Genomic DNA, 20,162 nt, shown 5'->3' with positions numbered 1-20,162 from the left:
TTTGAAAATTTGAAATTTTAGCTTCTAATTTTTAAAACAATAGGCTAAATTTAGGCGAAAACTTGTTAAAAATTCAAAATAAAGCCAATAATTAGTATAATTTAATAATTCGATACTAATTAAATTACTCCATTCGTGTCGTATTCGGCTAAAATACTGAGTTATCGGTTCGGATTATTTTTGTAATCGCTAGTAAATAATCGAGGGGCTAGGTATTTTTATCAATAAGTGGTCAATTTTAAAAAATATATCTTTGGGGACCCTGAAGCTTGTGGATAAATTAAGTATAGATTTTGAATTTTAGGACAAAGGATTATGTGAATCCAAACAAGCTCTAAAGATGCATGCCTAACTTAAACCGATTAAAATAACGATACCGTTCTAAATATATAAAGACATTTACTACTAGCCAATATTTGTATGACTTTCATCATGTTGATTAACAAATTCTACGTTAATCGGTTCATGAAATAGGAGCCTACCTAAAAGGATCCAATTGAAAGCACATAGAATATCTAGTACAGTAATGTACCGCATCAATGTTCCTAACCTTACCATTTTTGTCTTTACTCTTTTCTATTATTATTGCTTATTTTAATATTAAGAAGAATAAAGGCGTTATTTTCCTGTCTGTTTTTTACTTTTTAATTGGATTAATTAGCTTAAACTACTATTTATTCACTTACGATAGCCAATTACCTTGGCTCTTAGCCATACTATATGGTCATTTTTCAGCCCTGTTTTTTCTGATTGGACCAGCTTCATATATATATGTACGTAACACCCTGAGCGATCAGGAAGGACTTCGTCGAAAAGATTTTTGGCACTTTATTCCCAGCTTATATATGTTGGTGGGTTTGATTCCCTATTTTTTAAAACCATACCCAGAGAAACTTGCTTTAGTTACGAAAATTCTTAACCAACCTGGTGAGCTTTACACCAACCAAATCCACATTTTTGCGTCTAACTTAGTAAACGATTTTATCCGAAATTTTTTATACGTGTACTACGCTTGGATGATGATCATGCTGTTAATCAAATCAAGTGAAACGAATGAAACAGAGTCTATAGGTTCTAGTGGAATGCAAAGACGTGTCACAATTCAATGGCTTACTATATTTGTAGCATTCAATACCTTCATCGCTAGCATTCTTCTTTCATCCAATTTCATTGTTCTATTTAGTCCAGAAAATGACTTCAGCAACCTGAATGAATATCTGCCATATTACCGTATACTAATCATGTTGGCGTTTGTCATGCCACTATTGATTCTACTATTCCCTAGAGTACTATATGGAATACCACAATTAACGGTAGAAGAACTTGAACTCATCCAAACTAAAAAGAAAAAAATAAGTGTAGAAAAATCAGAATTGGAAGTAGATGATTCGTTTTACGAAATTGCTCAGATCATTTTAAACTACATTGAAACAGAAAAGCCATACTTGAACCCTCGCTTTTCCATTCGTGATATCGTAGTGACATTAAATATTCCCCAACATCATGTTTCCTATTGTTTCAACAAAATACTCAATACTCCCTTCCCAACAATCAAGAACAAATACCGCATCGAATATGTGAAAGAACTCATCTTAAAGGACAAAGGAAAACGTTATTCCTTAGAAGGATTAATGAAAGAGGCTGGATTTACCTCAAAAAATAGCTTTTTCCAAGCTTTTAAAGAAATTGAAGGATGTACTCCAAAGGTCTGGTCAGAACAACAAAAAGCGATTTAATTACATCTTTATCTCTTTTCAAAAAGTGTAGAACTCAAGGTTTTTAATATCTTAGGTCTTTTAAATCTATATCCTAACATGAAAAACCTATTTTTTGCAGCTGTCCTAGCTATGCAACTATTCTCTGTAGATGCTCAAAACTGGAAACCAGCAGGAAACAAAATTAAGAGCCCTTGGGCAGAAAAAGTAGATCCTAACAACCCACTCCCCGAATATCCAAGACCACAAATGGTCCGAGATCAATGGCAAAACTTAAATGGTCTTTGGGATTATGCCATTATCAATAAAGGAAGTAATATCCCGAGTCAATTTGATGGAAAAATTTTAGTCCCTTTTGCGGTAGAATCTAGTCTATCAGGGGTTCAAAAAACGGTAGGTGATCAAAAAGAATTGTGGTACCACCGTACATTTAGCATTCCTGCTACCTGGAAAAATAAAAACATCATCTTACATTTTGGTGCCGTAGATTGGAAAGCAGATGTATGGATCAATGATATCAAAGTAGGAAGCCACCAAGGTGGATATGCTCCCTTTAGCTTTGATATCACCGCCTTTCTACAAAAAGATAAAGCTCAAAAAGTAGTAGTCAAAGTATGGGACCCCAGTGATCTTGGCTTTCAGCCGCGGGGCAAGCAAGTAAACAACCCAAGAAGCATTTGGTATACTCCCGTAACAGGTATTTGGCAAACGGTTTGGATAGAACCCGTAGAATCTACCTTCATTAGCCAATTAAAAACCGTACCCAACATCGATGGAGGAAATATCAGTGTTCAATCCAAAACCGAAGGTAGCATGCCTTCAGATATCATTGAAGTAAAGGTTTTGGAGAACGGAAGCGTGATTTCATCTGGCAAAGCTGCCGCAGGTCAGGATGTCTTAGTTGCCATACCCAACGCTAAATTATGGAGCCCAGAATCTCCTTTCCTATATGACGTAGAAATTTCCATTCTTCGTAATGGCCTAGTAAAAGATAAATTGAAAAGCTATGTAGGAATGCGTAAAATATCTACTAAAATAGATGCCAATGGAATTCATCGCCTTCAGTTGAACAATAAAAATGTCTTTCAATTGGGCCCATTGGACCAAGGCTGGTGGCCAGATGGCCTATATACAGCACCAAGCGATGAGGCCTTACTTTTCGACATCAAAAAAACCAAAGACTTTGGCTATAATATGATTCGTAAACACGTGAAAGTAGAACCGGCCAGGTGGTATACCCATTGCGATCGTGAGGGGATTTTGGTTTGGCAAGATATGCCCAGTGGAGATAAAGACCCGAAATGGGTAACCAGAAACTACTTCAATGACAAGGAATTAATCCGCTCCAAAGCCTCTGAAGAAAACTTCATGAAAGAATGGAAAGAGATTATGGATTTAACCTTTTCTAATCCCAGCGTGGTGGTTTGGGTGCCTTTCAATGAAGCTTGGGGCCAATTTAAAACACCGGAGGTGGTAGAATGGACTAAAAACTATGACCCTTCACGCTTGGTCAATCCTGCCAGTGGTGGTAACCATTATGATGTAGGCGATATGTTGGATATGCACAATTACCCAGATCCTAAAATGGGACTATTTGATTCCAAGCGTGTCAACGTGCTTGGTGAATATGGAGGCATCGGTTTAGCCTTGGACCAACACCTTTGGGAAGCCAATCGAAATTGGGGATATGTGCAATACAAAACAAGTGAAGAAGCGACTAAGGCCTACGTGGACTTAGCTGAAAAGCTTAAAAAGCTTATTCCTTTTGGTTATTCAGCCGCGGTATATACCCAAACCACTGATGTGGAAATTGAAGTAAATGGATTGATGACCTATGACCGAAAGGTGATGAAGTTGTTGGAGGATAAAATCCGACAAGCCAACATCGAGATTCGGGAGACTTTAAAATAAAACCTTGAAAAGAAGAGTCCATGTATGTCAAACTTACATGGACTCTTTCAATATCCTATTCCCATGAAACTACATCAAAAATGGATTGTCAGTTTTGCTCTATTGCTAGGCTTTTCTTACCTCATGCAATGGCAGGGTGCGGCGCTAAAAAACAGCTTTACTCCGATGGGAATTGTGCACTTAGAATTTGCCCAAACGGAAGAATTATTTCAAAAAATCGTCGCTAGCTGGGATGTCCAAACGCTCCGCTGGAATATAGCCATCGACTTTTTGTATATTCCCATTTACACCTATTTCTTCCAACTTACGCTTTCCATTTTCGCACACAGGCACCGCAGTAAACTGGTCCAACAAATGGGTATTTTACTTAAAAATGCAATCCTACTGGCTTTCTTTTGTGACCTAGCAGAAAATACAGGAATGATTATTTCCCTAATGGGCTTTCATGCCTCCATTATTTATATCCTGACATTTGGGTTGGCTGGTTTAAAATTTGCCATTCTAGGATTCAGCCTGATTTATATCCTAGTGTCGATTCCCACCTTATTTTTCCGTACTAAACAAAATTAGTTAGATCGAATCATCCTATCCCCGCCTCCTTCTTCATGGCAGTGGCTGTTTTATGCAGACCCGTATGACTCCAACCTGGTGGCATGAAAATGTATAAGAACTTATTCACAAGCCCTGGTGCATGATAAACATCTTTAGCTAAGGCTAGCAATTCCCCAAAATAGGCATCCAAAAAATGATTGGGTTTCATCTCTCGTGTTATTCCATATTCCACTTTCACATCATCTAATTCAGGTTGGTATGTTTTAAATACTCGATCCCAGATATTCAATAAATTACAAAAATTGGTATCCATATACTGCACATTTCGAGCATGATGTACTCGATGGTGTGCTGGACTCAACATAAAATTCCCCAATTTCCCCATGCGTGCATCTTTGACTAAATGATCCCCAATATGAATGAATGCTCCCCAAGTTCCATCAATAAACATGATGGCAAAAAGCATTGCTGGGGGAAGTCCCGCCAAAATACAAATGCTGGCTCGAATGATATCCGCATAAGGGCCCTCCAAGAAAAAGTGGGCATAGGAAACGGCTAAATTCATGTTTTCAGGAGCATGGTGTGTGGAATGCAAACACCAAAACAATCGAACTTTATGAGCTAAATAATGGTAAATAAAATGGGCAAACTCCCAAACAATGTATCCATATATAAACCAATACCAAGTAAACGAAATATGAAAAAGAGCTTTGGGTTCAAAAAATCCAATGCATATCGCCGTCATCCCCAAAGATAAATACCTGCCAATAAAGGCATTCAGTACATAACTGAAAAATGGAATTTTATAATTCCCCAGACCAAAACTTTTGAATAATAAGCCCCGAGCCATTTCCAGCACCAATGTGATGGGAAATAAAGGTCTAATCAAAACCTTGATTCCATCATAGGTCAAAAAATCAGCAAAGGTTTTGTTCTCAAGAAATTCCATGAGATCGTCAAATCCAAAAAATCCAACGATCCATTCTCCTATGGCTTGTAAAATTTCCATGGTGCTAGTAAATTAAATAGGTTGATTCTCCCCAAAGGGAGAATTATTATTTTTATTCGATGTTAAATGGCCTCCTGATCAACATAACACTCAACGTTAGGATGCGTCCACAAAAAAGTAGCCGGACAGCTCGTTGTAATTTTCCTCTCCATGATGGTCTTATACGCATCCTGTTTCCCTTTTCCTGTAATCAGAAAAATGATTTTTTTAGCTTGTAAAATCCCTTCCATGCCCACACATAAACCAAATGCAGGCTCTGCTCCTTGTGATAAAGCTGGATCATGTTGAATGGTTGATTCTGCCAAAATGGCCTTATGAAATGGAGCCTGCAAGTATTCTCCTGGCTCATTAAAAGCAATATGCCCATTTTTTCCCAATCCTAAAATACAAATATCCATAGGACCCTCTTGTTCAATATAGCTTTGCACTCGATCACACTCAGCCTGAAAATCTTTCACCTGGGTATCAAAACTAACATATCGGCCTTCTGTTATTTCCAAAGGTCCCAATAGATGTTTTTTCAAATAACTTTCACAGGAATCTGGATGCTCAGAAGGGATTATACCCCATTCATCCATTTTAATGGTGCGCATGGCAGAAAATAAGGATGGATCCGCAACATGAGCTTGATGCATCTGTGCATACATACCCGTTGGGGAACCTCCCGTAGCAGCACAAAATAACAAATCTGGTTTTTCTTTCACTGATTGAATGATACTCGCACTGGCTTTTTCACTCAACTCTGCATAATTCTTAACGGGAATAATTTTCATGTATGGTTTTCTTCAGGTTTATTTCAATTGGGAAGTATCAACTCGACTAGGGGTATCCTTACCCGAAATGATGGTTTGGGCACTTAGAGCAATGGACTTAATGATGGCTGTCATATTTTCCAAATCCAAGGTCTCTATCTGGTCACTGGGCTTATGGTAATTAGGCTCACTATCCATCTTAGAAGTAGAAATAGTATGTGCAGGAACACCTAATCTAGCTAAGGTGGCATTGTCTGATCGATAAAACAAATTTTGATCTGTATAAGGATCTGGATGAAAAGTAAAACCTGATCCCTCTAGATTTTTTTGCAAAATAGCTCCCATATCTGTTTTTTCAAATCCAGTAATATAAGCACTATTCTTGCCCCATTTACTTTCTGTACCGATCATCTCCAAATTGAACATCGCTTTCACATCAGCTGGGTCAAACTGTTCCGAAAAATAAGTAGCTCCAAAGCCTCCACTTTCTTCTGCCGTGAATGCCGCAAAAATCAATGTTCTCTCATTTTTATTCCATTTCTTAAAATACTTGGCCAACATCATCATTCCCGTAGTTCCAGCCGCATCGTCATTGGCCCCATTATAAATGGAATCTCCTTTAACGGCTCGGTTCGGCATCACCCCCAAATGGTCATAATGACCCGAGAAAATGACATACTCATTTGCCAAGGACTTACCTGGAATAATTCCCACCACATTGCTTAATGGCATAGGTGTAATCTCATTCTCCACTTCAATTTTATACTGGCTCGCCGCTTTATTGGACAAAATAAAGGCTACGTTCACTTGATTCTCTCGTAACATATTGCGATTACTCAAACGAGCAAATAAAGCCGCAAAATCCTCGTCCACCCATACCACCGTAGGTGTTTTACCCGATATAAAACGGTAGGCCGATTGAAAGAAATTTTCCCCTTTGGCTATCCTCGCTTGAGCGTAAGATGTATTTTCTTGGATGATGGTTTTGGTTTCCTTTCCTATCACCACCACTTTTTTGCTATCGATAACCTCTCCGTCTAAACTAGCTTGTATCGATTTCAATGTTGGCTTATACATCTGAAACGTTTGCAAATATGTGTTTGAATTCCCCCACTTCTTTAATTTTGATTTGGCAAATTCCTCCGAGATAAATTGCGCAGCCTTCTCAATACCGGGGGTAAATGGCTTTCTTCCCGCCAATTCGTCGGAAGCTAAATAGCGCTCAATCCGCTCCACTTCTTTGATGTTGATGATTTTATCAATCGACTGGCCTATGACAGATATAGAAAACAATAGGCCGACAAACACTAAATAAATTTTTCTCATGTTGATGGAGGGTTTACACGAAGTTATGTGATTTTTCAAGCTTTAAAAGTATTAAATTAATATGAATCATTTTGTGCATTTATAGCGATTTTCCGACAAATGGATTTTCTTTGTCAAACGCTACTCCTTTAAAAAATGCTCAAATTCCTGTTTTGCTTATTAATTAGTCCAATCGCTTTTGCCCAATCTTCTCTATTCTCTACCCAAGGCATTCAACCCGATTTTTGTGTAGGAAATTCAGGCAAAATCGAGTTGGTATTTGGTCAAAAAAATAAGCTCTTTTATTCCTATTCCACAGATCAAGGGGCACATTTTTCAGAGCCTAGCTTAGTTGACTCTTTAGTTGGACTACATGTAGGGGCATCTCGTGGGCCTAGAATTGCCAGCTCTGAATCCGAAACCATCATAACGGCGATTGATAAATCAGGAAATGTCTACGCCTTTAGAAAAACTCAAACAGGCACTTGGATGAAAAATCGGGTAAATGATATTCCAGACATCGCCAAAGAAGGATTTAATGCTATTGCAGCAAATAATAAACATCAATTCACCGTCATTTGGCTGGATTTAAGAAACAATCAAAAAAATAAATTAATGTCGAGCACCTCCTTGGATGGCGGTAAAACTTGGCAGAAAAATCAATTGGTCTATGCCTCTCCTGAATCAAGCATCTGCGAATGCTGCCAGCCTAATATCAGCATGAAAGATGAGCATATCGCCATCATGTTTCGAAATTGGCTACAAGGCGCGAGGGATATGTATGTAATTCAGTCCAACAATGGAGGTAAATCCTATGGACAGGCTCAAAAATTAGGAATGGGCACTTGGCTTTTAAATGCCTGCCCCATGGATGGAGGTAGTCTGGATATGACTTCCGATGGAGAGGTTGTGAGTGTATGGCGAAGAGCAGAAAACCTGTATACTTCGGGAATACAGGGAGAAGAGAAATTGCTAGGACCAGGGAAAAATGCCTCCACGGTCATACTAGCCTCCGGCCAGTGGATAGCTTGGAGCCACATGGGTCAAATATTCCTGAAGTCTAATAAAACAGGAATCACTCAAGCCTTGGGACAGGGTCGATTCCCCATCGTAAAGGCTATGAACAACCAACAAGCCTTGGTCATTTGGGAAAACCAAGGTCAAATTTTTGGCCACAGCATGTAGCTCTTAGCTTAGGCTTGTAATGATTTCAATGGGATTACTAAGTACTTTGTGAATAGGACATAAATTAGCAATAGCCAAAAGTCTTTCTCTTTGAGCATCATCCAAATTTCCAGATATATGTATTTCCCGACGAATCGTGGTTTTGCTGAGATCCTTATCCCAAACAAAATCCAATTCCAAATTTACCCCTTGTAAATCCCAACCTTTACGGTCTGCATACATGCGCAAGGTGGCAGAAGTACAAGCGGCCAATGCCGCTCTCAGCAGCTCATCTGGGGAAAATCCAGTATTCCCTCCTCCTAGTTCCTGTGGTTCATCAGCGATCAATTGATTCCCAGAATCACTTTGAATCTCTACTTGATAAAGTGTATTTCTTATTTGCGACTTTATTATTCCCATGACTTATCTATTGGTTAATCTTGGATAAGGAACAAACTCATTTTCCTCTCCCGCTATTTTATCAAATCGTTGATTCATCCAATCATCTTTGGCTTTTTCAATCAATGATTTATCACTTGAAACAAAATTCCAATGAATAAAACGCTCTTCAGGAAAAGGCTCTCCTCCAAAAATGTAAATGGTGGTATTTGCCTCCATCGTAAAAGTGCATAAACTATGGTTCTGGGCAACCAGCAATTGCTTTGGCCCAAAGCTATTTCCTTCTTCTTCAATGCCCCCTTCCAAAATATAAATGCCCGATTCTCCAAAAAGTTGATCCCCTAAAGACAACGTGGTTTTCCCCTTACTCTTGACCTCCATCATGTACAAAGGACTATACACGGGAACTGCCGATGCTCGACCAAAGGCTTTCCCGGCAATTAAGGTAAATTGAGTTTCTCCTTCATTCCAAGTTGGTAATTCCTCTTTTCCTACATGCACAAACGAAGGCTCCATTTGCTCCAACTCTTTGGGCAATGCTACCCAAATCTGTAAACCATGCAATACCTTATCCGAATGACGTAAATATTCAGGAGTCTTTTCCGAATGCACGATCCCCTTCCCCGCTGTCATCCAATTTACCTCACCTGGTTTTATTTCCAAGGCTGATCCAAGGGAATCACGATGCATCATACTTCCTTCAAACAAATATGTTAAGGTAGACAAACCGATGTGGGGGTGGGCCAATACATCTAAATTTTCCCTTTCACTTAACTTAACAGGCCCCATGTGATCGATAAATGAAAATGGCCCAATCATCCTTTTTTGACGAAAAGGCAACAATCGGCCAACCATAAAATTGCCAATATTGGCTGCCCGCTCTTCGATAATCAGTTGAATATTTGACATGATATATATGATTTAATGAAACGAATTTACAGGCTTTAGTTGCTAATAAAACTTAATCTTCATGAATAAAAATCCAATAATCAAAAGATTGCATCAAAATAGAAATTTCATCATTACTTAATAAGCTACTTCTCATGAGTTTAAACCAAGGTGACACTTTTGTGTAAAATTCCCTTATTTATATGCCTAAAAATAAATTTATCCAAATCAATCTTTGTTTTTTGCTATTATTATGTAATTTGGTTTCTATATCGATTAATTACACCAACTATAAAAACCAATCTTCCTTTCCCATTCTCCTTTCTGGAGAATCTGGAAACATCCAATCAACCTAATATCTATACTCTATGAAAAAAAATCAGCCCATGAGACAACACGTCTCGTACCTGAGAATGTGCATTCTCTTTTTTGCCCTGCTATGTGGTGTAGTTCACGCCACCTGGGCAAGCGCCGCCAGTTCCATATTTGACAAACCTGTCACAGGAAAGGTTACGGAAGAAAATGGTGCTCCTATTCCCGGAGTATCCGTTACTCAAAAAGGTAGTACTCGTGGAACTACCACCGATATCAATGGTAATTTCAAAATCAATGTCGACAATGAAAAATCCATTTTAGCCTTCTCTTTTGTGGGCTACATTCCCCAAGAAATCGAAGTAGGGAGCCAAAGCAATTTGACGGTGAAATTAAAAGTAGATACCAAATTATTAACGGAAGTGGTTGTGGTTGGTTATGGAAGCCAAAAAAAGGCAAACCTGACCGGAGCTGTAGACCAAGTCAGCAGTGAGGTATTCGATAACCGCCCGCTAACCAATTTAAATCAAGGTCTTCAAGGTGTTATGCCCAATTTAAATATTAAGATGGGTGATGGAAAGCCAAATCAAGCGCCTAGTTTCAATATTCGTGGTACTACCTCCATTGGTCAAGGAGGAAATGCTTTGGTTCTAATTGATAACGTCGAGGGAGACCCCAGTTTATTAAATCCCAATGACATCGCTTCCATAACCTTGTTGAAGGATGCCGCTTCGGCTTCCATTTATGGAGCAAGAGGGGTATTTGGTGTGGTGTTAATCACGACAAAAAATCCAACCAAAGGAAAGACTTCGGTGACCTATTCCTCTAATTATTCCTTGAAAAACCCCATTGCTGTCCCTGACTTAGTTACCGATGGATACACCTTTGCTTCCATGTTTGCGGAGTCATTTGTCAACTTTCAAGGAAGTTTTCCTCAGAATGTCAACAAAACCATGAAATTCTCTCAGGCCTACCTGAATGAATTCAAACGAAGAAAAGAAGTAGGAGGACTACCCGATTATGAGATTGATCCTGTAACTGGTGAATATGTTTATTATGGCAGCACAGATTACTATGGTCATTTATATAAAAAGTCTACAGCGTCTAAAGAACATAACCTGAGTATCTCAGGAAGTAGTGATAAAGCAAGTTACTTATTAACCGGTCGCTATTTCGGTCAGGATGGTTTATTCAGGTACAATTCTGACGACTATCAAATGCTTAATTTCTCGGGAAAAGGAAGTGTTCAACTGTATCCTTGGTTAAAAGTGACCAACTTCACTCAATTCTCCAACATGAAATACCACAATCCACTTAACGTAGGTGAAGGTGGTGGTGTGTGGAGAAACATAGCTGATGAAGGGCATCCTATGTCTCCCATGTTAAATCCAGATGGTACTATATCATTTTCTGCTGCTTATAGCATCGGTGATTTTTATTATGGTAAAAATGGTATTGACAATGATAAGCGAGTATTTAGAAACACAACGGGCTTTGCCGCTGATTTCTTCAAAAACAAATTACGCGTTAAAGGTGATGTCACCATTCAAAACACAGACAACAATGACAGAACCAAGGCTGTGCCTGTACCATACAGTGTAAAACCTGGGGTTATTTCTTATGTGGGAACGACCACTAATTTTATCAATGACGTATATAGGGAGACGAACTACATGACAACCAACCTGTATACGGAATATGAAAATACCTTTCATGAAGATCACTACCTAAAAGTGATGGCAGGTTACAACTACGAAGAATCTAGATTCAAAAGATTATCTGCCCAAAGAAATGGATTGATTTTTGAGGGAGCTAATGACATAAACTTAGCTTTAGGTCAATCCATCGTAACAAGTGGAGGCTGGGAAGTTTGGAAAATCATGGGAGGTTTCTCTCGCCTAAACTACTCGTTCAAAGACCGATATTTATTGGAAGTGAATGCCCGTTATGATGGCTCATCTAAATTCCCCATTAACCAACGCTTTGCTTTCTTCCCATCATATTCCTTAGGATGGAGACTTTCGAAAGAAGCATTTTGGAATGTGCCTGAAAAATTAATTACTGACTTAAAGCTTCGCGCTTCTTATGGATCTTTGGGTAATGGAAATATCAATTCCTATGCCTATTTGGAACAATTTAATATTGCTCAATCCGGTTTAGTTTTGAACGGACAAAGACCACAGTTTACCACGAATCCCACAGTGATTCCAGAAGGCTTAACTTGGGAAACAGCTACGACAAAAAACATTGGAATAGACTTATCTATGTTAAATAACCGCTTACATTTTAATGCAGATGCCTATATTAGAACGACTACCGATATGTTTACCGTAGGTTTAACTTTACCTGCTGTATTTGGAGCAACAGCCCCGAAAGGAAACTATGCCGACTTAGAAACCAAAGGCTGGGAAATGTTACTATCCTATAATGACCAAGTCAATGTGGGTTCAAGTCCACTAAAGTTCAATGTTCGCTTAACCCTTTCTGATTATACAGCTACTATTAAAAAATACAATAATCCTCAAAAGTTATTGAGTGATTATTATGAAGGTCAAGTATTAGGTGAAATTTGGGGCTATACCACTGCTGGATATTTTACTTCGGCAGATGATGTTGCCAAAAGTGCTAAACAAGATTTGTTCCGTAGCGCCAACAGTGGTTTATGGTTCCCTGGTGATATTAAATTTGTTGACTCCAATGGAGATGGAAGAATTACTCCAGGTACTAGCCGTGTTAGCAATCCTGGGGACAGATCCATCATTGGAAATTCTACGCCACGTTATACCTATGGTATTATGTTAGGTGCGGATTGGAAAGACTTCTTTTTCTCGGCTTTTTTCCAAGGTGTAGGACAGCAAAATTGGTATCCAAGTAGAGAGGCTAATTTATTCTGGGGTCAATACAATAGACCATATGGAGACATTCCAAAGAGTCAGTTAGGCAATATTTGGAAAGAAGATAATGTCAATGCTTACTTCCCGAGATATGTTTCTCGTATCGCTAGTAATGCGAACGGAACATTATCTGCTCCTCAAACCAAATACATGCAGGATGTGCGCTATATCCGATTGAAAAACATCCAAATCGGTTATAATTTACCGAGTCAGGTCGCTTCTAAAATTGGTTCTTCTGCCGCTCGTGTATATGTTTCAGCCGAAAACATTTGGACAGCTTCCCCGCTATTTAATATTACTCGTGATATAGATGTTGAAAATGCCGTAGCATCTGATCAAGTGTTCTCTCCTGGAGGAAACTCCGGCGATGGTTATAACTATCCTTTGATGAAAAGTGTAACACTTGGTTTATCTATTACATTTTAATGTGCTGAGAATCAAAAATCAAGAAAATCTTAGCAGGTAAAACAATCTTAAAATTTTAACAAAAGATCATGAAACTTAACTATATCTTCTGCCTACTTTTCACATCCAGTTTATTTTTTGGATGTAGTTTGGAAGAAATTCCAGAGGCAACCACCACCAAAGGCCCCATCTTCAGTAGCGAAAGCGGCCTTATCTTATATACCAATTCATTTTATAATATGATGAATGGTAAAAACTTACATCGCGCCGATGCTATGTCGGACTACCTAGCTAGAAAGGATACTCCTCCCTTCATCACACCCGGTAACTTTTCTGCGGAAGTGAGTTCAGGTTGGACCTGGTCCGATTTAAGAAATATCAATTATTTCATCAAAAACTGCAATGACCCCAAGGTCCCTTTAGCTGTAAGAAATAATTACATCGGTATCGCTCGGTTCTTTCGTGCTTGGTTTTATTATGAAAAAGTAAAACGCTTTGGCGATGTTCCATGGATCAACAAACCCTTGGATGTATCAGATACAGAACTATTGACCAAAGGAAGAGATTCCCGTGTGATGGTCATGGACTCTGTCATTGCCGATTTGAATTTTGCTTGTGCCAATATCACGGCTAAAACAGAAGGTAGCCGAAGTTTGGTAACAAAATATGCTGCTTTCGCATATAAATCACGCGTGTGTTTATATGAAGGAACCTTGAGAAAATACCATACCAACCTAAATTTAGCTTCAAGCTCGGCAAACCTCTTAACGCAAGCAGCAGCGGCAGCCAAAGTTGTTATGGACGAAGCTGGTTATAAATTATACGATGGTGCTGGAGTAGATAAATCATACCGTCAGGTGTTCATCAACCCTGCCCCAGTAGCGACTGAAGTGATCCTTTCTGCAGTTTGTGACTTGGCATTGAACAACCTAAATGATGGAAACTGGTATTGGACTTCGGGAACCTATGGTGATAAGGCCAACTTCATTCGATCGTTCATCAATACATATTTGAACATCGATGGTACTCCATACACGAATAATCCTGCCTATAAAACCATGTTATTCAAAGATGAAGTGAAAGGACGTGATAAGCGTTTACAACAAACCATTCGTTCAGGTGATTACAAACGCTTAAACAATGGAGCTTTAGAAGCGGCTCCTCCTTTATTCTCCTATACATTTACTGGTTATCAACCTATTAAATGGGCATTGGATGACATGTATTATGATACGAGAGATTTAAACATCAACTCTGTGTCCATTATCCGATATGCTGAGGTATTACTGAATTACGCAGAGGCAAAAGCGGAATTAGGTTCCTTAACAGATGCAGATTGGGCTGCGAGCATTGGCTTATTGAGAAAAAGAGCTGGTATCACAGGTGGTACAAATGCCTTGCCTAAGGTAATTGACACCTACCTTCAAAGTACTTATTTCCCAGCCATTACTGACCCAATTATTCTAGAAGTTCGTAGAGAAAGAGGGATCGAATTATGCCTAGAAGGTTTCCGTTTTGACGATATCGTACGTTGGAGAAGAGGAGAACTCATGCAAATGGAATGGAATGGTATGTATGTTCCAAGCTTGGATACTCCTTTGGACCTAAATGAGGATGGCAAATTGGATGTGGCGTTCTACCAAAAACTACCGACCAAAGTATCGGGTGTGACTTATGTAGAAGTGTCTCCATTAATCAGTGGAAAAGCTAATCCACAATTACTTTCAAACGGTACTTCCGGAGAATTAACTTGGTTCAATAACATCCCAAGGAAATGGGAAAACAAGCACTATTTATATCCAATTCCAGCAGGGGATATCATTACTAACCCCAAGCTAGCACAAAATCCTGGATGGTAAAATGAAGGCCTACTTTGAAAGTAGGCCTTTATTATTGACCGTTTATCATAAGAATTGAATAAAACTTGTCGTTTGCATTAATCTGTGAGCGATTTTAACAATTTTTATAAAAAATTATCGTTCGGACCTCGATGTTCTCCGAATAACTATTGTGTATTAAAAAGAATCTATCTAATTTGAGTGTATCAATTTTAAGAATTTAGTTTGTTGATGAAGTGTAATGCAAAAAAGTCACCTGATATTCAAGTGACTTTTTTTGATTTATCATACAATGGAAGCATTGTCCATTCAACCTATAAACCTCCCCATGCTATGAAACTTACTATGCTAAAAGTAGGCTATTTTATTTTCCTTTTCATTCCATTCAATGCGTTATGCCAATCCATCTTTCCCGATGCTTTGGTAAAGTTTAAGCCTATGGTCGAAGAGGCCATTTTCTCAGGAACTGGAACCCAAACTTGGGATGAGCAAATTCGTGAACGAGGTTACATCTTAAAAGAGAAAGATGGCTACCACATGTGGTATACAGGATATACTAAAAATGATCCGATCAAGCGCCTGGGTTATGCCACTTCATCAGATGGATTAAATTGGAACAGGCATCCAGCTAACCCCATTAATCCCAAACAATGGATTGAAGATGTATTTGTCATCAAAAAAGGGGCTGTATATTATATGTTTGCCGAAGGAAAAGGAGACACCACTCACCTACTTGTTTCAACGAATAAAACCGCTTGGAAGGAATTGGGAAATCTTAAAATTAAAAAGACCAATGGCCAGCCGATTGATAAAGGAGCATTTGGAACACCCTGTGTCATGGAGCTAAAAGGCATCTACTACTTATTTTATGAACGAGATGATTTGGGAATTTGGCTGGCTAAATCCAATAATCTGATCGACTGGGTCAATGTACAAGATCAACCTGTACTAGAAATGGGTCCAGAGCCTTATGATTTGTACGGTGTAGCCATGAACCAAGTCATCTATCACCAAGGATACTATTATGGCTATTATCATGCTACAGCCTATAAAGACTGGCGAGAATGGTCAAGCAATGTTGCGGTATCTAAAGACCTTATTCATTGGACTAAATACCCGCATAACCCCATTATAGGAAATAATCAATCAAGTAATATCCTTGTTCCAGAAGCAAGAGGGTTCCGTTTATATACCATGCATTCCAAGGTGCACGTATATCAGTCCAAATAAATTCACCATCAGGATAAAAACAAAAAAGCCTAGACTCTAATCAAGTCTAGGCTTTAAAAACCCGTGTTCTACATATTTCTCTAATAATTAATCAAATTTCTTGAAAGACCGGAATAAAAATTCAATCTAACAATCATTCAAATTGATTACAATCTATTTTTCAACCAAATTGATTTCTAATGCAATTAAATTGAGTTACAAAATTAAATAAACACAGTAAATAAAACTTTAAATTGGAGTACTAAATCAGGAACATTTGTTACTAAAAAGTAAAATTATGTTACTTTTAGAGAAATTTGTGATTCATTCATAGCAATGCAACTAAAAGAATTAGCCCTTGTCGAAACAATTTGTCAAAGACTGTGTTTCAGCCTCTTCGGACTATTCATCAGTGTATTTAGCTTTGCCCAAGATACCGTTTTTGTAAAAACATACTCATTACCCGAGAAAATAGTCAATATAGATGGGGATGGACGCAATCTGATCGTCAGAACGGATAATCACTTATACAAATTCTATGCAGGTCGATTTGATGAATTAAAATTCACTCCTAAAGAGAATGACCGCTTTACATGGATTAGTAAAAACGATAATCCTGAAGTCTTTGGCACCTATAGTACCTTGCAATTTCCAGAAAGCCATCAAGTGAAACATCGGTCATTAGACAATTTTGTGCCTGGCTATGATCAATACAATATGACGGAGGCATCTTTGGGTAATTTATATTACTTGTCCTACAATGGTATCCTTTTGGAATATCGAATACATCATTTCTATTCCATCAAACACCGAGGTAAATCCATTCGACATATTTACCATGATGACAATTTTCGCGTAATAGCCACCTATGCTGGAATATTCATTGATTCTACCAAGGCTGTGTATACCAACAAACCCATTCCTGGAGCCAATTTTGCCAGTGGAGAAACGAATAAAATTGATGGTCAATATTATTTGAATTCAGACCCGATTTATCGATTAAAAAATAATCAGTGGGAAAGGCTTCCATTGAATACCGACATCAAACATTTTAAAAAACTGCTGAAAATTGGTAAGCAAACCTATTTTCAGTCCACCGAGGCTATTGGTTGGATCAACTTAAACAAGTTAACACTCAAAAAAATCATCACGCATACTTCCCAGTTTCATGATATGGAAAACTTAGGGAACTTGCTTTTATTAGGCAATGCCAATGGGAAATTATACCTCTATGACGTTGTCCAACGAAAATTAGAAACAGTGCACATTGGATCTTCTATTTATGATATTACCATAAAAGGACAACAAATCATTCTTTCTTGCAATGACGGACTATATGAATTCGATTTAAAAACGAAAAAAAGCCAACTACTTTTCCGACACAAGCACATCATTCAATCCATTTTTATAGGCAACAATATCTTATCCACCAGCTTTGAAGGCCTATTTCTTTATACTAACAACCAAGAGGTTTTTAAAATCATTGATAATGTAGAATTCAACAAAAGAGCTTTAAACAGTTGGAATGAACTAATTTATGCCGGCTCTACTGAAGGCCTTTATGTCATCAATCTTCCTCAATTAATCAATGAGATTTTACCCAGCTTGGATCCTGAAATATTGAATGAAAGTAAATTGGATACCTCCTTACTCATTGCTTTAGGATTTACGCTGGTTGTCATTATCGGAAGTGCCGTATTCATCCGATATAGAAACCAAGGAAAACCTGATCATTACAAAACTCCGAAAGTGGAAATAACCCCCGAAAGAATACGGGAAGACATGTTAAAAAACGAACATCTAATCAGTGTGGAAAGTATTGCGGACTATTACCAAATTTCACGTGTTCACTTAAATCGAGTCTTGAAAAAGCACAATAAAAACACCTTGGAATTAATCAAACAGATTAAGCAGGAAATTGTGTTAGACCTTAAAAGCAAACAAATACCCATTGAAAAAATTAGTCAACGCGTTGGATATACAAGCAAGTACATCAAGCAACATTTTCTAAAAAAATAGTTTTCTGCTTTCAATAAGACAGCCTTTCTAATGGCTGAACCATGGAATGCGAATTGGTACAAGTGGATTGAACTTCCTTACCAATCAACCAATCCCAAATTTTTACTGATTCCCCTTCTCCACAACGCATTCGGATTTTAATTATAATGGCGGAGAAACTAGTCAAGAGTCCAATAAAAACAATGGCTGTTATTATCCCAAAATAATCTGCGATGATACCCGTCATTAAGGCACCAATGGCATATCCCAAATCTCTCCATAAGCGAAAGATTCCCATACTTTTAGCGCGATCTAAGGGATGGGTATTCTCTGCTAAAGTAGCCAAAAAAGTAGGGTAAACCATCGCCGTTCCCCAGCCTAACAAGGCCGAAATTCCCATATATTGACCCATGGTTTCAGCCCAAATCAACAGTATTAATGCGATCCCTTGCAATAACATCCCAACAAATAACATATCCTTTTTACAGAATTTATCTGACATTTTACCTGTCAATAACTGCCCTAAACCCCAAACTGCCGGATATATCGCCGTGATGATTCCTATTTCTTGAAGTTCAAATTCTTTACTCGCTAATAGAATGGGAAATATACCCCATACCATGCCGTCATTTAAATTGTTGATCAATCCAGCTTGAGTAACCGATCCCAAGTTGCGGTTTTTCCAGGTTGTTTCTAAGAAAATATCTTTCAATCGTGGGATTCGACTAGTCTGTTCTTCTTGTATCACATGCTGCCGTGTGTCATGTATGAAAAAATAACTTCCCAATAAACCCAAAAAGACCAGCACGATACCGAGATAAAATGGATAAGGTCGCAATCCATACTGATTGGCGATATATCCAGATAAAAAAGCAAAAAGTGCCACCGCCAAATAGCCGGCAGATTCATTAATCCCCATGGCTAATCCACGCTGCTTTTCGCCTACTAAATCAATTTTCATCACGACCGTGGAACTCCAAGCCAAGCCTTGATTTATACCCAGAAAAACATTGGCTACTATTACCCAATTCCAATTAGGAGCAAACATGAGTAAAAATGGAATGGGAATGGCCATGATCCAACCAAAAACTAAGAGGTTTTTGCGGCCAAAACGATTGGCTAAACTACCCGCAAAATAATTAGAAAAGGCTTTGACAACGCCAAAAACAATAATAAATGAGAGGATGGCTGTTTTGGCCGCTAAAGCAAATTCTTTCTCCGCAATTTGTGGTAAAATGCTGCGCTCTAAACCCACCATTCCGCCAACAAAAGCATTGATAATCACTAATAAACTAAACTGTTTCCAATTTTCTCTTAAACCCAGTTTAACCTTCCCCATGGTATTGATATTTACTTGTGTCCGTATTTAAGTACGATGGCTAATTGCCCTGCATGATAAGCCGTATGCGAAACAATTCTCCCAAAGGCCTCCGATTTTGTTTTCGTTCCAAATTCCTTAGTGCTTATGATTTGCTCCCAATCCTCGTCAGTTTGCTGAGAAACAATGGAATACAATTTTTTAAACGAATCCTGTACATACCCATTTAGCTCTTCCAAATTTGTCCATTCCCCAGTATCGAGTTGATCTATGACCGTTTTAGCCACCACTTTTACCGAAGGGTCACCAAACACATTCTTAGCAAAAAGCAATTCTACATCTCCTATGTGACGAATCAAAAAACCTGCTGAATTGGGTGAATCACCTAATTTTTTGCCCAAATCTGCCTCTGTGATCCCATCTAATAATTTGGTAAATCGAGTCCTAGACTCGACCCACAATTCCAATAATAATTCCGTTTTAGAATGCATGA

General features: G+C 38.3%; 15 protein-coding genes. 8 read left to right on the top strand and 7 right to left on the bottom strand.

All coding sequences use genetic code 11. The features are described 5' to 3' along the window. Positions 1-560 precede the first annotated feature (560 nt). The 3 genes from G9H65_RS02020 to G9H65_RS02010 all read left to right on the top strand — a co-directional run bounded on the left by G9H65_RS02020 (position 561) and on the right by G9H65_RS02010 (position 4,196). Positions 561-1,736, top strand: coding sequence for an AraC family transcriptional regulator (locus G9H65_RS02020; RefSeq protein ID WP_166373680.1), 1,176 nt, complete (start codon positions 561-563; stop codon positions 1,734-1,736). A 78-nt stretch (positions 1,737-1,814) separates the two neighbouring features. After that, on the top strand, positions 1,815-3,626 hold the full coding sequence (locus tag G9H65_RS02015) for a glycoside hydrolase family 2 protein (protein WP_166373679.1): 1,812 nt from the start codon (positions 1,815-1,817) through the stop codon (positions 3,624-3,626). Positions 3,627-3,650: 24 nt separating this feature from the next. Beyond that, positions 3,651-4,196: a hypothetical protein gene (locus G9H65_RS02010; RefSeq protein WP_166373678.1), complete on the top strand. Its 546-nt coding sequence runs from the start codon at positions 3,651-3,653 to the stop codon at positions 4,194-4,196. Between the two features lie 10 nt (positions 4,197-4,206). Here G9H65_RS02010 and G9H65_RS02005 read toward each other — a convergent pair whose 3' ends face one another. The 3 genes from G9H65_RS02005 to G9H65_RS01995 all read right to left on the bottom strand — a co-directional run bounded on the left by G9H65_RS02005 (position 4,207) and on the right by G9H65_RS01995 (position 7,265). After that, positions 4,207-5,187 carry a sterol desaturase family protein gene (locus G9H65_RS02005; RefSeq protein WP_166373677.1) on the bottom strand — a complete coding sequence of 327 codons (981 nt, stop codon included), beginning with the start codon at positions 5,185-5,187 and terminating at the stop codon, positions 4,207-4,209. Positions 5,188-5,249: 62 nt separating this feature from the next. After that, positions 5,250-5,960 (bottom strand): 6-phosphogluconolactonase, encoded by a 711-nt coding sequence (locus tag G9H65_RS02000; RefSeq protein WP_166373676.1) that lies wholly within the window; start codon positions 5,958-5,960, stop codon positions 5,250-5,252. Between the two features lie 18 nt (positions 5,961-5,978). Further along, a complete protein-coding gene (locus G9H65_RS01995) occupies positions 5,979-7,265 on the bottom strand; it encodes a M28 family peptidase (protein WP_166373675.1) in 1,287 nt (428 codons plus the stop codon). 135 nt (positions 7,266-7,400) lie between these two features. On the opposite strand from G9H65_RS01995, the gene G9H65_RS01990 reads away from it, so the two are divergent. Then, positions 7,401-8,429 carry a sialidase family protein gene (locus G9H65_RS01990; RefSeq protein ID WP_166373674.1) on the top strand — a complete coding sequence of 343 codons (1,029 nt, stop codon included), beginning with the start codon at positions 7,401-7,403 and terminating at the stop codon, positions 8,427-8,429. Positions 8,430-8,432: 3 nt separating this feature from the next. Here the strand turns inward: G9H65_RS01990 and G9H65_RS01985 are convergent, their stop codons facing one another. Then, a complete protein-coding gene (locus G9H65_RS01985) occupies positions 8,433-8,828 on the bottom strand; it encodes an OsmC family protein (protein WP_166373673.1) in 396 nt (131 codons plus the stop codon). A 3-nt stretch (positions 8,829-8,831) separates the two neighbouring features. Beyond that, positions 8,832-9,716, bottom strand: coding sequence for a pirin family protein (locus G9H65_RS01980; protein WP_166373672.1), 885 nt, complete (start codon positions 9,714-9,716; stop codon positions 8,832-8,834). Between the two features lie 392 nt (positions 9,717-10,108). Between G9H65_RS01980 and G9H65_RS01975 the strand changes: the two genes are divergently transcribed. From G9H65_RS01975 to G9H65_RS01960, 4 genes are all read left to right on the top strand, one after another. After that, complete coding sequence (locus tag G9H65_RS01975) at positions 10,109-13,327, top strand: SusC/RagA family TonB-linked outer membrane protein (RefSeq protein ID WP_235927441.1); 3,219 nt, start codon at positions 10,109-10,111, stop codon at positions 13,325-13,327. A 68-nt stretch (positions 13,328-13,395) separates the two neighbouring features. Beyond that, on the top strand, positions 13,396-15,165 hold the full coding sequence (locus G9H65_RS01970) for a RagB/SusD family nutrient uptake outer membrane protein (protein WP_166373670.1): 1,770 nt from the start codon (positions 13,396-13,398) through the stop codon (positions 15,163-15,165). Between the two features lie 312 nt (positions 15,166-15,477). Next, a complete protein-coding gene (locus G9H65_RS01965) occupies positions 15,478-16,374 on the top strand; it encodes a glycoside hydrolase family 130 protein (RefSeq protein ID WP_166373669.1) in 897 nt (298 codons plus the stop codon). A 315-nt stretch (positions 16,375-16,689) separates the two neighbouring features. After that, positions 16,690-18,372: a helix-turn-helix transcriptional regulator gene (locus G9H65_RS01960; RefSeq protein WP_166373668.1), complete on the top strand. Its 1,683-nt coding sequence runs from the start codon at positions 16,690-16,692 to the stop codon at positions 18,370-18,372. 10 nt (positions 18,373-18,382) lie between these two features. On the opposite strand, the gene G9H65_RS01955 is transcribed toward G9H65_RS01960, so the two are convergent. After that, entirely contained in the window at positions 18,383-19,690 is a 1,308-nt protein-coding gene (locus tag G9H65_RS01955; RefSeq protein WP_166373667.1) for an MFS transporter, read from the bottom strand. A gap of 11 nt (positions 19,691-19,701) precedes the next feature. After that, entirely contained in the window at positions 19,702-20,160 is a 459-nt protein-coding gene (locus G9H65_RS01950) for a DinB family protein (protein ID WP_166373666.1), read from the bottom strand. Positions 20,161-20,162: the final 2 nt, after the last annotated feature.

The organism is Aquirufa ecclesiirivi, from assembly GCF_011250515.1.
Lineage (GTDB): Bacteria > Bacteroidota > Bacteroidia > Cytophagales > Spirosomataceae > Aquirufa > Aquirufa ecclesiirivi.
The sequence above is the reverse complement of the archived record's forward strand: the minus strand, read 5'-3'. Positions and strand labels throughout refer to the sequence as shown.

Bases quoted from the DNA above. Each gene is read 5' to 3' on its own strand.
- G9H65_RS02000 (WP_166373676.1), bottom strand. From the start codon at position 5,960: ATGAAAATTATTCCCGTTAAGAATTATGCAGAGTTGAGTGAAAAAGCC.
- G9H65_RS01985 (WP_166373673.1), bottom strand. From the start codon at position 8,828: ATGGGAATAATAAAGTCGCAAATAAGAAATACACTTTATCAAGTAGAG.
- G9H65_RS01955 (WP_166373667.1), bottom strand. From the start codon at position 19,690: ATGGGGAAGGTTAAACTGGGTTTAAGAGAAAATTGGAAACAGTTTAGT.
- G9H65_RS01975 (WP_235927441.1), top strand. From the start codon at position 10,109: ATGTGCATTCTCTTTTTTGCCCTGCTATGTGGTGTAGTTCACGCCACC.
- G9H65_RS01980 (WP_166373672.1), bottom strand. From the start codon at position 9,716: ATGTCAAATATTCAACTGATTATCGAAGAGCGGGCAGCCAATATTGGC.
- G9H65_RS02005 (WP_166373677.1), bottom strand. From the start codon at position 5,187: ATGGAAATTTTACAAGCCATAGGAGAATGGATCGTTGGATTTTTTGGA.
- G9H65_RS01965 (WP_166373669.1), top strand. From the start codon at position 15,478: ATGAAACTTACTATGCTAAAAGTAGGCTATTTTATTTTCCTTTTCATT.
- G9H65_RS02015 (WP_166373679.1), top strand. From the start codon at position 1,815: ATGAAAAACCTATTTTTTGCAGCTGTCCTAGCTATGCAACTATTCTCT.
- G9H65_RS01990 (WP_166373674.1), top strand. From the start codon at position 7,401: ATGCTCAAATTCCTGTTTTGCTTATTAATTAGTCCAATCGCTTTTGCC.
- G9H65_RS01960 (WP_166373668.1), top strand. From the start codon at position 16,690: ATGCAACTAAAAGAATTAGCCCTTGTCGAAACAATTTGTCAAAGACTG.
- G9H65_RS01950 (WP_166373666.1), bottom strand. From the start codon at position 20,160: ATGCATTCTAAAACGGAATTATTATTGGAATTGTGGGTCGAGTCTAGG.
- G9H65_RS02010 (WP_166373678.1), top strand. From the start codon at position 3,651: ATGTCAAACTTACATGGACTCTTTCAATATCCTATTCCCATGAAACTA.
- G9H65_RS01995 (WP_166373675.1), bottom strand. From the start codon at position 7,265: ATGAGAAAAATTTATTTAGTGTTTGTCGGCCTATTGTTTTCTATATCT.
- G9H65_RS01970 (WP_166373670.1), top strand. From the start codon at position 13,396: ATGAAACTTAACTATATCTTCTGCCTACTTTTCACATCCAGTTTATTT.